Below are 12645 nucleotides of genomic sequence, written 5' to 3'. Positions count from 1 at the left end.
CTATTAATTTTCGACGTAATCTCGTCTTACAACAAACTTAGTTCGGACTGGCAATTTTTGTGCAGCCAGTCGCAATGCTTCTTTGGCAATTTTTACGGGTACGCCTTCTGCTTCGATAAGCATCCGTCCTGGGGTAACAGGTGCCACAAAACCTTCTGGTGTACCTTTACCTTTACCCATTCGAACCTCTGCAGGTTTTTTAGATATGGGTTTATCCGGAAAAATCCTGATCCAGGTTTGCCCCTGACGTTGCATATAACGAGTCACTGCGATACGGGCAGCTTCTATCTGTCGACCTGTAATCCAGTGGCTGTCGAGGCTTTTGATGCCAAAAGAACCATAGGCAAGTTGATTACCTCTTTGCGCATTACCTTTCATGCGGCCTTTCTGGACTCTACGGTGTTTTGTCTTTTTTGGCTGTAACATAACGTCTTCTCGATTTTAAAGTTACTTCTTTCTTCTTTTACCACCTTTACGATTGCTTGCCTGGCCAACATTTGGCGATAGGTCGCGTTTACCGTAAACTTCACCTTTAAAAATCCACACTTTAACACCTAGCAACCCTACTTTGGTCAGTGCTTCACCCAATGCATAATCGATATCAGCGCGGAGCGTATGTAACGGAATACGTCCTTCTTTATAGGTTTCTGTGCGAGCCATTTCTGCACCACCTAAACGTCCACTGATTTGCACTTTAATGCCTAGTGCACCCATTCTTAATGATGAGGCAATGGCCATTTTAATTGCACGACGATACGATACGCGTCCTTCTAATTGGCGTGCGATATTATTGGCTACCAGTGTGGCATCGAGTTCCGGGCGTTTAATTTCAAAAATGTTGATTTGTACTTCTTTTTTGGTCAGTTTTTTCAACTCTTCTTTTAGTTTGTCAACTTCCTGACCACCTTTACCAATAATAATACCCGGACGGGCAGTATGAATGGTAATGGTAATTAGCTTCAGCGTACGTTCAAGAACGATTCTTGAGATACTGGCTTTAGCTAAACGTGCTTTAAGATATGTTCTTATCTTATTATCCTCGACTAGTTTATCTTCCTGACGATTTCCGCCAAACCAGTTGGACTCCCAACCTTTAATAAATCCTAATCGGTTTCCTATTGGATTAGTTTTTTGTCCCATCGAATTACGCTTTTTCAGTTTGATTATAACTATCCAATACAATTGTCACGTGGTTGGAACGCTTGCGAATTCTGTGAGCCCGACCTTGTGGTGCGGGACGCAGGCGTTTCAATACTCTGGCTGAATCTACATAAGCCTCTTTCACATAAAGGTTGGCTTCTTCCAGACGTACACCTTCGTTTTTGATTTCCCAATTGGCAATTGCACTTTTGAGTAATTTTTCAACTCTTTTTGCTGCCTCTTTTGGTGTAAATCTTAAGATATCCAGTGCCTCATTAACTTCAACTCCACGTATTAAATCTACAACAAGCCTCATTTTGCGGGGCGATGTTGGACAATTGCGCAGAACGGCATAGTAATGGTTTTTCCGTTCTTCTTTTAGTTTTTCTGCTCGTATTCTCTTTTTTGCACCCATTATTTCTGTCTTTTAAGATTATCTCTGTTTACCACCGTGACCACGGAATTGACGGGTAGGTGCAAATTCGCCTAACTTGTGCCCTACCATGTTCTCGGTGACGTATACAGGAATAAATTTATTACCATTATGAACGGCAATAGTGTGCCCTACAAAATCCGGCGATATCATTGATGCTCGAGCCCAGGTTTTAATTACCTGTTTTTTAGTAGACTCATTCATTTTGAATACTTTTCGCTCGAGTTTGTAATCAATAAAAGGGCCTTTCTTTAATGATCTGCTCATAATCTCCTCAGTTATGCATTATTTTTTACGACGCTCTACAATATACTTATTTGAATACTTCTTGGGCGTGCGGGTTTTGAAACCTTTTGCCCTTAGTCCTTTGCGCGAACGTGGATGTCCTCCACTTGCGCGGCCTTCTCCACCACCCATTGGGTGATCTACCGGGTTCATTACAACGCCACGTACGCGTGGACGTCTTCCTTTCCAGCGGCTTCTTCCGGCCTTACCTGAACGCTCAAGGCTGTGATCGGGGTTCGATACAGATCCTATGGTAGCTTTACAGGTGGTCAATACTAATCGCACTTCTCCTGATGGTAGTTTAATGGCGGCATACTTTCCTTCTCTTGAAACCAATTGTGCATAGGTACCGGCACTTCTTGCCAGAACAGCACCTTTTCCGGGTTTCAATTCAATATTGTGCACAATTGTACCAAGTGGTATATCGGACAGGAAAAGTGAGTTTCCAATCTCAGGAGATAATCCTTTTCCTGATTTTATTGTTTGTCCGACCTGTATTCCATTTGGCGCAATAATGTAGCGTTTTTCGCCATCGGCATATGTAACCAATGCGATACGCGCTGTGCGGTTTGGATCGTATTCAACAGTTTTTACCGTACCTTCTACGCCTTCTTTATCACGAAGGAAGTCTATAATACGGTATTTTTGTTTATGCCCGCCACCTATATACCTCATTGTCATTCGTCCGGAGCTATTACGGCCACCGGAGTTCTTCTTGGGCTTTAACAATGATTTTTCAGGTGTTGAAGTGGTAACCATATCAAAGTTACTCACAATTTTGTGTCTTTGTCCTGGTGTAACAGGTTTAAGCTTTCTTACTCCCATCTCTCAAATTTAGATATTGCTGTAAAAATCGATTGTTTCTCCATCTTGCAATGTCACGATCGCCTTTTTGTAGGCAGGTTTACGGCCAGCTACAACACCGGCTTTGGTATACCTCATTTGCTGTCTGCCGCCATAGCGCATTGTGTTTACAGAGTCAACCTTTACCTGGTATAATTCTTCAACTGCATCCTTGATCTGCTCTTTTGTAGATTCTTTATCTACAATAAAACCATATTGGTTTAAGTCATCGGACTTGGCAGTCATCTTCTCTGTAATGATAGGCTTCTTCAGAATTTCCATTGCTACAACTATTTTTCAAAAACTTTTTCTAAACGTTTTACCATATCCTCAGTCAATACTAAAGTATTGTTGTTGAGAATATTGTAAGTCATTAGCCCATTTTCTGCAACAACCTGTGCATGGGGCAAATTTCGCGCCGACAAATATATGTTTTTATTTGTATCTGTTAAAACAAAAAGGGACTTTTTGTCATTAATTTTCAGATTATTGAGAATATTTGAGAATTCTTTAGACTTAGGTTTATCCATACTAAAGCTCTCAATAACAATAACTTGACCGTCTTTTGCTTTATAGCTCAATGCAGATTTGCGTGCTAATGCTTTTACTTTCTTATTGACCTTTTCATTGTAACTTTTAGGTCTTGGTCCAAATACACGACCACCACCGCGGAAGATAGGCGACTTGATGCTACCGGAACGAGCTGTACCAGTACCTTTTTGTCGTTTTAATTTTTTGGTGCTTCCTACGATATCGGCTCTTTCTTTGGATTTGTGCGTACCTTGACGTTTATTGGCCAAATGGCCTTTTACGTCGAGGTAGATGGCATGATCGTTTGGTTCGATACCAAATATAGAATCGTTTAATTCTATTTTACGACCAGTGTCTTCTCCTGCAATATTTTTTACAACTACTTCCATTAGTTCTCAATTATTAAGTATGATCCTTTGGATCCTGGTACTGAACCTTTAACAATAAGAAGGTTGCTCTCAGGAATAATTTTTATCACTTTCAGGCTCAAAACCTTAACTTTTTGACCACCGGTACGTCCTGCCATCCTCATACCTTTAAATACTTTGGAAGGGTCAGATGATGCTCCGATTGATCCCGGTGCTCTGCTACGGTCGTGCTGACCGTGAGTAGCGTCGTTCACGCCTCTGAAACCATGGCGTTTAACTACGCCCTGGAATCCTTTTCCTTTCGATATTCCGGTTACATCAACCCAGGTATCATCTTTGAAAAGCTCAACATTAACCACATCGCCTAAATTATAAACATCGCCGAATTTGTTAAATTCAATGAGTTTACGTTTAGGTGTGGTGTTAGCTTTTTTAAAGTGTCCAAGCTCCGGTTTGTTAGCATTTTTTTCTTTCTTGCTTTCAAACCCGAGTTGTAGTGCTTCATAACCGTCGCTATCAACGGTTTTCACCTGTGTGACAACACAGGGTCCAGCCTCGATCACAGTGCATGGAATATTTTTTCCCTCGGCACTGAAAACCGATGTCATTCCGATTTTTTTTCCAATTAATCCAGCCATAATCTGTTTTAACTATCATACTTTAATTTCTACCTCAACTCCACTTGGCAACTCTAATTTCATGAGTGCGTCGATGGTCTTGGCAGTAGAACTGTAAATGTCGAGCAACCGCTTGTACGAAGACAATTCAAATTGCTCGCGGGATTTTTTGTTCACAAATGTTGAACGTAATACGGTAAAAATACGCTTACGTGTTGGAAGCGGAATAGGGCCACTTACCACCGCGCCGGTAGTTTTTACCGTTTTCACGATCTTCTCAGCCGATTTATCGACCAGGTTATGATCGTACGACTTGAGTTTGATTCGAATTTTCTGGCTCATATTCTCTTATTATTTATAATAGATCTGTTCTTCCTTTTACTTTATCGAGCACTTCTGTGGCAATATTTTTTGGTACTTCTGCGTAATGTGAAAATTCCATTGAAGAAGTAGCGCGCCCTGAAGAAATTGTACGTAACACTGTTACATAGCCAAATTTCTCTGATAAAGGTACTTTGACTTTCACAATGCGTGCTCCTGATTTTTCTTCCATGGCTTCTACATTACCACGACGCTTATTAAAGTCACTGATAATGTCGCCCATATACTCTTCGGGTGTTACCACCTCAGCGGCCATTACAGGCTCGAGTAATACCGGTTTGGCTTTTGCAGCTGCTGCTCTGAATGCTGACTTTGCGGCAACTTCAAACGACAACTGATCGGAGTCAACCGGGTGGAATGACCCATCGGAAAGTGTTACTTTAAGGCTATCGATTGGATATCCAGCCAATGGGCCGTTTTGCATGGCTTCTGTAAAGCCTTTTTCAACAGATGGGATGTATTCTCTTGGAATAGATCCACCTTTAATTTTATCAATAAATTCCAACCCAGGCTTACCTTCTTCTGCGGGTTCGATTCGTACCTGAATATCGGCAAATTTACCACGACCACCTGTTTGTTTTTTGAAAATTTCGTGATGCTCAACGGCTTGGGTAATTGCTTCTTTATACTTAACCTGTGGTTCACCTTTATTGGCATCGACTTTAAACTCTCTTCTCAAACGATCAATGATAATATCCAAATGAAGCTCTCCCATACCACTAATAATGGTTTGACCAGAATCTTCATCTGTTCTTACCTGGAATGTTGGATCCTCTTCAGCTAACTTGGCCAGTGCCATATCCAGTTTATCGATATCGGCCTGTGTTTTAGGCTCAATTGCGATTGAGATTACTGGTTCCGGAAATTCCATTTGCTCAAGAGCAATAGGATGGTTTATTGCACTCAATGTATCACCGGTTCTAATACTTTTAAAACCAACACCTGCAACTATTTCACCTGCGCCAACCTGAGCGATTGGATTTTGTTTATTGGCATGCATCTGATATAAGCGTGATATGCGTTCTTTTTTACCAGTACGCACATTCAATACCTGATCACCTGCTTTGAGTACTCCTGAATAGATTCTCATAAAGCAAAGACGACCTACATATGGATCTGTTGCAATTTTAAATGCAAGTGCAGAAAGTGGCTCATCGTCGTTTGCCTTTCTCTCCATTGCAACCTCAGCATCGTCTGGATCGGTTCCGCTTACATATCCTATGTCCATTGGACTAGGTAAATATGCTACAACTGCATCTAAGAGGCGTTGTACGCCTTTATTTTTAAATGCTGATCCACACATAACAGGTGTGATGATCCGGTTAATTGTGGCTTGACGAATAGTTGCTCTAAGTTCATCTTCGGTCAATGAATCAGGATCTTCGAAATAACGTTCCAAAATGGAGTCATCTGTTTCGGCAATAGCCTCAATAAGATGGGTTCTCCATTCATCTACTTCGTCTTTCATTTCATCAGGAACGTCAACATACTCGTAATTTGTTCCTAATTCTTCATCATCGACCCATACAATTGCTTTGTTTTGGATTAGGTCAACCACACCACTAAAGGACTCTTCTGAACCAATTGGTAGCATAATAGGCACCGCATTGGCTTTAAGTCGCTCTTTCATTTGAGTAACAACACCGAAAAAATCAGCGCCTGTACGGTCCATCTTGTTCACAAAAGCAATACGGGGTACTCCGTATTTATCGGCCTGACGCCATACAGTCTCTGACTGCGGTTCTACTCCACCTACTGCACAATATACTGCAATTGCTCCATCGAGCACGCGCAAAGACCTTTCTACTTCAACAGTAAAATCAACGTGTCCGGGGGTATCGATGATATTAATTTTGTACTCCTGGTCCTGATAATTCCAAAAGCAGGTAGTTGCCGCAGAAGTAATGGTAATACCTCTTTCCTGCTCCTGCTCCATCCAGTCCATAGTAGCAGCACCATCATGCACCTCTCCTATCCGGTGTGTGATACCTGTGTAGTAGAGTATACGCTCTGTTGTAGTAGTTTTACCGGCATCGATGTGTGCCATGATACCGATATTTCGATTAAATTCTAATTTGTTTGCCATCGTAATATATCGAGATTTTAAAAAGATTTAGAAGCGGAAGTGGGAGAAGGCTTTATTTGCCTCTGCCATTCTGTGTGTATCTTCTTTCTTTTTAAATGCGCCACCTTCTTCGTTAAATGCCGCCATAGTTTCAGCCGCTAATTTATCGGCCATAGTTTTTCCATTCCTTTCGCGAGCAAATCTAATCATCGCCTTCATACTTAGTGCTTCTTTACGACTATCCCTGATTTCCTGTGGAATCTGGAATGTAGCACCTCCAACTCTACGGCTACGAACTTCAACTTTTGGTGTCACATTTTGTAATGCTTTTTTCCAAATTTCTAACGGAGACTCTTCATTATCCTTCATTTTAGCTCCAACAATGTCCAAAGCATCATAAAAAATATTGTACGCCAAGTTCTTTTTACCACTCATCATCAATTCATTGACGAAACGGGTAACTAACTTATCGTTATACCTTGGATCGGGCGTAATTATCCGTTTTTTGGGTTTATTTTTTCTCATCGATCAATTATTTTTTCTTTGGTTTCTTAGTTCCATACTTGGAACGACGCTGTAATCTTCCATCAACTCCTGATGTGTCAAGTGCTCCCCTCACAATGTGATAGCGAACACCTGGTAGGTCTTTCACACGGCCGCCTCTTATAAGCACAATTGAGTGCTCCTGAAGGTTATGGCCTTCTCCCGGGATATAAGCATTTACTTCTTTCCCATTGGTCAAACGTACTCTGGCTACTTTACGCATAGCCGAGTTTGGTTTTTTAGGCGTTGTGGTATATACCCTTGTACATACACCACGCTTTTGAGGGCTGGCACCTAATGCAGGCGCTTTACTCTTCTGTTCGATTCTCGTTCTTCCTTTTCTTACTAACTGCTGTATTGTAGGCATATTCTATGAATTAAGATATTTTACCCTAATAAATTGGGTTGCAAAGGTATAATTATTTTTTTCAAAAAAAGAATTTTTTCCTTTTTTTTCAGTGAGTTACCCGATATTCTAAAATAATGTTTTGAAGACTAGCTAGAACAATAAATAATAGTGGAGCTTTTTCTTTGATTGCTGTTCCATAATACCCAAATTAAACAACTCATCGAGTGATTCAATTTTGGAGGCGAAATCACGGTATTTCCTTATTTGCTCTGCCGCCTGTTGGGTTATATAAGGATGTTGAGTTAGTTCATATTCATCAGCTTCATTAATATCTATAGGTTTTATTAATAAGGTATCAATCCAACTTGAACGATTCAGTTTGTTGATGGTGTAGGAATCTATGCTGTATACCTCTCTCAGCTGTTTATGGCTAAAAAAGCCGCCCAGCAGGTTTTTGTAATTAATAATTCTCCGTGCAATATTTTTTTGAATGTTTAATTGCATAAGCTCCTCTACCGTTGTTGAGTTAAGTTCAACGCTATCAATTCTTACTATCTCTTTGAGCTCAACGTTCAAACTGATATGGGGTTTTAAATGATTGAAATAGGCTGTATCAATTACGTACAATTTCAATAAGTCTTTTTTTGTTTGAAAATATCCTCCCGCTTCCCTGTAATTAATGATATTGGCAGCTATTTGTGGTCTGACACCTGCATCAATAAGCATCTCTTTTGTAAATGTGTTGGGGTCAAATTTTTGTATGTTTAAATATTTGCGTTCTGGTTTGGAAAAGGTTTGTTGATAAGAATACGTACCGGATTCTTTTTGTGGTATTTGGATCCAGGGTTCTATTTTTGCATAAAGTGTGTCTGGCATTCCATATATTTTTCTCAGATCAGTTTTACGATAGAATTGCCCTCCGGCATCGACATATTTAATCCAGCCAGAAGCAATGGAAGCAGGTATACCCATATCGTAAAGTTCATCAATAGTAACCTTATTTGGATTGATCCTGTGCAAGTTCAATTCCTTTTGTTTTGCAATATCATTAATCCAGGAATTTATCATCGTAGAATCTTTTACTATGAACCACGGTTTTTCCTCCACCATATCAGGAATAAATTTACCGGCAAGCATTATTGCAAGAAGAAGGATTATAAAAATAAAAGAACCTCTTCGCTCCCGCTTAGTAAATGATGTCAGGTTACGCCTGAAGTGACTCATTCAATTTTATCCTTTGATCTGTTTTTAAAACTTTAATATCCCGAGTGAATTAAGAAATACCAGTACAATAGCAATTGGGGCAATGTATTTTACAATAAAAAAGAATATTTCAAATACTTTTAGTTTTAAAGCTCCCTCATTTGTAATTTCCTGTTGTGTAGCTTTTTTCCCCAATTTCCAGCCCAGGAATATAACAATCAGAAGTGCTCCGAGGGGCAATAATACATTTGCAGATAAATAATCCATCAAATCAAAAAATGTATTATCAAAGATTGTGACATTACTTAAATCGCTAAATGACAAGGTTGCCAATATACCGAACACCCAAATGGAGGATGCGCTTATAATGGTAGCTTTTGCTCTGCTCATATTCAATTCCTCTGAGAAATAAGCTACAACTACCTCCAGCACAGACACGGTAGATGTAAGGGCTGCTACTGCCAGCAAAATAAAAAAGAGCACTGAAAAATAATATCCTAATGGCATTTTCATGAAAAGCTTTGGCAAGACTTCAAATACGAGACCGGGGCCGGCTTTGGGATCCATTCCGAGTGCAAATACTGCAGGAAAAATCATAACGCCTGCTAAAATAGCAATAAGCGTATCGGTAGAGGCCACCTGCATTGCAGTATTCGACAGGTTATTGTCTTTTCTTATATAAGAACCATAAGTGATTAAAGCTCCCATGCCAATACTTAATGAAAAGGCAGCCTGGCCTAATGCCTCAAGCACTACATTGAAAGTAATTTTAGAAAAATCTGGTTTAAATAGAAAGCTGAGGCCTTTGCCTGCACCATCCAAAGTTACAGAGCGAGCACACATGGCTAAAATTAAAATGAACAGGAGGGGCATTAAAATTTTTGTATAACGTTCAATCCCTTTCTGGACGCCGGCAAAAACTATCCCGGCAGTTAAAATCATAAATATAAACTGCCATAATAATGGTTTGAAAGTAGTTGATTTGAATGTTTCAAAAAGTGCTGATGTGTCCTTTCCTCTGAATCCATCCTGTACAGATTTAATGATGTATTCTACAGTCCAGCCAGCAATAGTAGAATAGAATGCTAAAATTACAAATGCAGCTACAATTCCCATTAAGCCGACCAGCGGCCAGCCAGACCCCGGGGCTAATTTACGAAACGATCCAAATGCATTGCGTTGTGCTTTTCGACCAATTGTAAATTCGGAGAGCATAACAGGTATTCCTATGGCAAGTATAAAAAAGAGGTAAATAAGTAAAAATGCTCCACCACCATTTTCGCCTGCAACATAAGGGAATCGCCAAATATTTCCCAAACCGACTGCAGAACCTGCTGCAGCTGCTATAACACCAAACTTACTGGTAAAGCTACCTCTTTCCTCTTGTTTCATGGCTACTATTTTATAGTTTTAAAATTCAATTGCTAAGGAACAACTTTATGGTTACTGAAAATACAAAAATAGTATTTTAGGCTATTCTGCCATATTTTTTAAAATGGATATCCAATTCCAAAGTGTATCTGGTAATCATTTTTGCCCCATCTGCGATCGTGAAGCACCCACTTATTGCTACCACCTATTGCAGGATCGAACAGTTTCAATCCGGTATCGAGCCGGAAAACGAAAAATGAAAAATCTAATCTTATGCCAAATCCGGTACCCACAGCAAGTTGTTTATAAAATTGGTCGATATAAAAGCGGGCTCCTTCGCGATTGTCACCTGCAGTAATAGCCCATATGTTACCCGCATCGAGAAAAACTGCACCTTCAATCATCCAAAAAATAGGAAAACGGTATTCCATATTCATTTCCAGTTTTAAACCGGCAGACTGATTGGGATATACTGAACTATCCTGGTATATTCCCGGGCCAAGATCCCGTGAACGCCAGGCACGAATACCGCTAGCTCCTCCTCCAAAATATTGTTTGATAAAAGGTAAGCTATTGGCATTGCCATAAGGAATACCGGCACCAATAAAAAGTCTGTAAACCATACGATTTCCTTCATTAAGCACGTTATAGAACCTAAAATCCACATCTCCTTTAAAATACTGTGAGTACCTGGTATTAAAGATTTGATAATTACCATTGACCGTATCGCGGTTAGTAGCATTATAAATACCATTTAAAATATTACCTGAAAATTCGGCATTGGTTTTTATATAAAAATAATTGCGGTTTGTTTGAATATTTTGATTGCTGTATATCATCTGGTAACCTGAAGCCGTAATGAAATAGTCATCGTATGAATTTCTCAGATAGCTATTGTTTTCAATTTCCTGCAAAAATGTAGAATCGGCCCTTGGCAGACGCACGGAATTGACCTCAATAGGTGTCACAATATGCCGCATATTTGCAGAACTGTTCCAGAAATATCCAAAGCTACTTCTTAGTATTGTACGCGTATAGTCTGGTCGCTGCTGAAAGTTATATTGAAATGTAGTTGATGTTTGTGGGTGAAATTTTTTATAGAATTGTCTTTTGCGAAATGGCATGAGAAATTTCGGAAACTCAAGACGGAATTCTGCTCCATATTCATATGTATTAAAATCGAAACGTTCCGATGTTTCTTCACCGACCACATCTCGAGTGGCTTCCAAAGCGCCTTTAACTGATGCATCTAAAAGTTCAGCCCCCCTAAATGCATTGCGGTGCTGATAAGACAAATTGACCCCTGCTTCCCAGTTAACACCAGTGTTGCTACCTTCCAGTTCGACCGTATAAGATTGCAGCGTATAGGGAGTAAGTTGATAATGTGCATTTAGCCATATTACAGAATCACCAGTAGACTCTGCCGGTCGAAACTGAATATGTATTAGTTTAAAAAAACTCAAGGAGTTCAAAAACCGACGGGTATCCTCCACATTTCGTATATCATATTTCTGTCCCTCCTTAAGGGTGTTAGCCTGCAAAATTACATCGGGTTTTATTCTTAATTTATCGGAAAAAATTACATCGAATTCTTCATGTTTTACGGTATCGAAGGAGCTAAAATAGCTTTGCGTTTCAGCAATAGCACTTTTCGGGTCAAATGACGGATAGAGATAAATATCTTTAATACGACAAGGCCTGTGGTGTTCTCGTATAATTTTACCATCCTCTGTCTTGCGCACAAATTCATCGATCTGACATACCACGCTTACCCGATTAGGCATTATTGTAGTATCGGCCTTGAAAGAGATAAAATCTTTTCGAAAGAAAAAATAGCCAGCTTCTTTCATTTGGCGGGTAATTCTATTGCGTTCTTTTTGAAAGGATTTCACATCGAACACGGCCCCTTTTTTAATAAAACCAGCAGCTGTATCGCTAAGAATTAATGAGCTTATAGAACTGTCGGCAAATTCATATTCGATGGAGTTTATAATATAGGGTTCATTGGATTCTATAATATAATACAAGTCGAGTTTTTGTCCGTTCTTTACAACAGAATCCTTCACTTGTGCATTATAATAGCCTCTGTTGTGCAAATACTTCTCAAACTGCCTGGTTGTTTTGCCTGCGAGAAAACGATCATAAACAACCGGCTCTTCGCCTACCACCGTTGCAATATAGTTAAACATCCCTTTATCACGATTTTGTGGTTTAAAAATATTATAAACCCAAAGGTGAAACCTTAAAAAATAGAGTATTCTGCGATTTGGTTCCTGTTGTATATAGTTCGTAAGATCGTCTTCATCAACTTTCTTATTGTCAATATTGATATGAACTTTATTTAGCAAAAATTCATTTTCGGGCACATGATGTGTGATGCGGCACGATTGCACTGCAGCAAAAACAAAAAGCATCAATAAAAGAGTCCTTACAGCGGTTCTGCGACTCATACAAACGAATTTAAGAAGTAAAACAGTCCAAATATCGTTAATTATTTTATTCTGCCGTAATCTTTT

At 39.6% G+C, this 12645-nt stretch carries 15 protein-coding genes; all 15 read right to left on the bottom strand.

The features are described 5' to 3' along the window. Positions 1–3: 3 nt before the first annotated feature. Entirely contained in the window at positions 4–426 is a 423-nt protein-coding gene (gene rplP / locus ACTB0Y_RS10050) for a 50S ribosomal protein L16 (protein WP_057954024.1), read from the bottom strand. 21 nt (positions 427–447) lie between these two features. Further along, positions 448–1140 (bottom strand): 30S ribosomal protein S3, encoded by a 693-nt coding sequence (gene rpsC / locus ACTB0Y_RS10045; protein WP_463206688.1) that lies wholly within the window; start codon positions 1138–1140, stop codon positions 448–450. A gap of 4 nt (positions 1141–1144) precedes the next feature. Further along, positions 1145–1555: a 50S ribosomal protein L22 gene (gene rplV, locus ACTB0Y_RS10040; RefSeq protein ID WP_463206687.1), complete on the bottom strand. Its 411-nt coding sequence runs from the start codon at positions 1553–1555 to the stop codon at positions 1145–1147. Between the two features lie 18 nt (positions 1556–1573). Beyond that, positions 1574–1840, bottom strand: a complete 267-nt coding sequence (gene rpsS, locus ACTB0Y_RS10035) for a 30S ribosomal protein S19 (protein ID WP_463206686.1) — start codon at positions 1838–1840, stop codon at positions 1574–1576. A gap of 18 nt (positions 1841–1858) precedes the next feature. Further along, on the bottom strand, positions 1859–2683 hold the full coding sequence (rplB, locus tag ACTB0Y_RS10030; protein ID WP_463206685.1) for a 50S ribosomal protein L2: 825 nt from the start codon (positions 2681–2683) through the stop codon (positions 1859–1861). A gap of 9 nt (positions 2684–2692) precedes the next feature. Beyond that, positions 2693–2983, bottom strand: coding sequence for a 50S ribosomal protein L23 (gene rplW, locus ACTB0Y_RS10025; RefSeq protein WP_463206684.1), 291 nt, complete (start codon positions 2981–2983; stop codon positions 2693–2695). A gap of 8 nt (positions 2984–2991) precedes the next feature. Next, positions 2992–3621: a 50S ribosomal protein L4 gene (rplD, locus tag ACTB0Y_RS10020; protein WP_463206683.1), complete on the bottom strand. Its 630-nt coding sequence runs from the start codon at positions 3619–3621 to the stop codon at positions 2992–2994. Then, positions 3621–4238 carry a 50S ribosomal protein L3 gene (rplC, locus tag ACTB0Y_RS10015; protein WP_463206682.1) on the bottom strand — a complete coding sequence of 206 codons (618 nt, stop codon included), beginning with the start codon at positions 4236–4238 and terminating at the stop codon, positions 3621–3623. The genes rplD and rplC overlap by 1 nt, the downstream gene beginning before the upstream one ends. A gap of 15 nt (positions 4239–4253) precedes the next feature. Continuing rightward, a complete protein-coding gene (gene rpsJ / locus ACTB0Y_RS10010; protein WP_057954016.1) occupies positions 4254–4559 on the bottom strand; it encodes a 30S ribosomal protein S10 in 306 nt (101 codons plus the stop codon). A gap of 13 nt (positions 4560–4572) precedes the next feature. Next, the gene (gene fusA, locus ACTB0Y_RS10005; RefSeq protein ID WP_463206681.1) at positions 4573–6684 is read right to left on the bottom strand and encodes an elongation factor G; all 2112 of its coding nucleotides are present in this window, start codon (positions 6682–6684) and stop codon (positions 4573–4575) included. A gap of 27 nt (positions 6685–6711) precedes the next feature. Next, positions 6712–7188 carry a 30S ribosomal protein S7 gene (rpsG, locus tag ACTB0Y_RS10000; RefSeq protein WP_463206680.1) on the bottom strand — a complete coding sequence of 159 codons (477 nt, stop codon included), beginning with the start codon at positions 7186–7188 and terminating at the stop codon, positions 6712–6714. 7 nt (positions 7189–7195) lie between these two features. Continuing rightward, positions 7196–7573 carry a 30S ribosomal protein S12 gene (gene rpsL, locus ACTB0Y_RS09995; RefSeq protein WP_057954013.1) on the bottom strand — a complete coding sequence of 126 codons (378 nt, stop codon included), beginning with the start codon at positions 7571–7573 and terminating at the stop codon, positions 7196–7198. 132 nt (positions 7574–7705) lie between these two features. Next, positions 7706–8779, bottom strand: a complete 1074-nt coding sequence (locus ACTB0Y_RS09990) for a helix-hairpin-helix domain-containing protein (RefSeq protein WP_463206679.1) — start codon at positions 8777–8779, stop codon at positions 7706–7708. Positions 8780–8803: 24 nt separating this feature from the next. Next, on the bottom strand, positions 8804–10150 hold the full coding sequence (locus tag ACTB0Y_RS09985; RefSeq protein ID WP_463206678.1) for a sodium-dependent transporter: 1347 nt from the start codon (positions 10148–10150) through the stop codon (positions 8804–8806). 98 nt (positions 10151–10248) lie between these two features. Continuing rightward, positions 10249–12579 carry a translocation and assembly module lipoprotein TamL gene (gene tamL / locus ACTB0Y_RS09980; protein ID WP_463206677.1) on the bottom strand — a complete coding sequence of 777 codons (2331 nt, stop codon included), beginning with the start codon at positions 12577–12579 and terminating at the stop codon, positions 10249–10251. Between the last annotated feature and the right edge of the window lie 66 nt (positions 12580–12645).

It is taken from the genome of Salinivirga sp., from assembly GCF_055145285.1.
The sequence above is the reverse complement of the archived record's forward strand: the minus strand, read 5'-3'. Positions and strand labels throughout refer to the sequence as shown.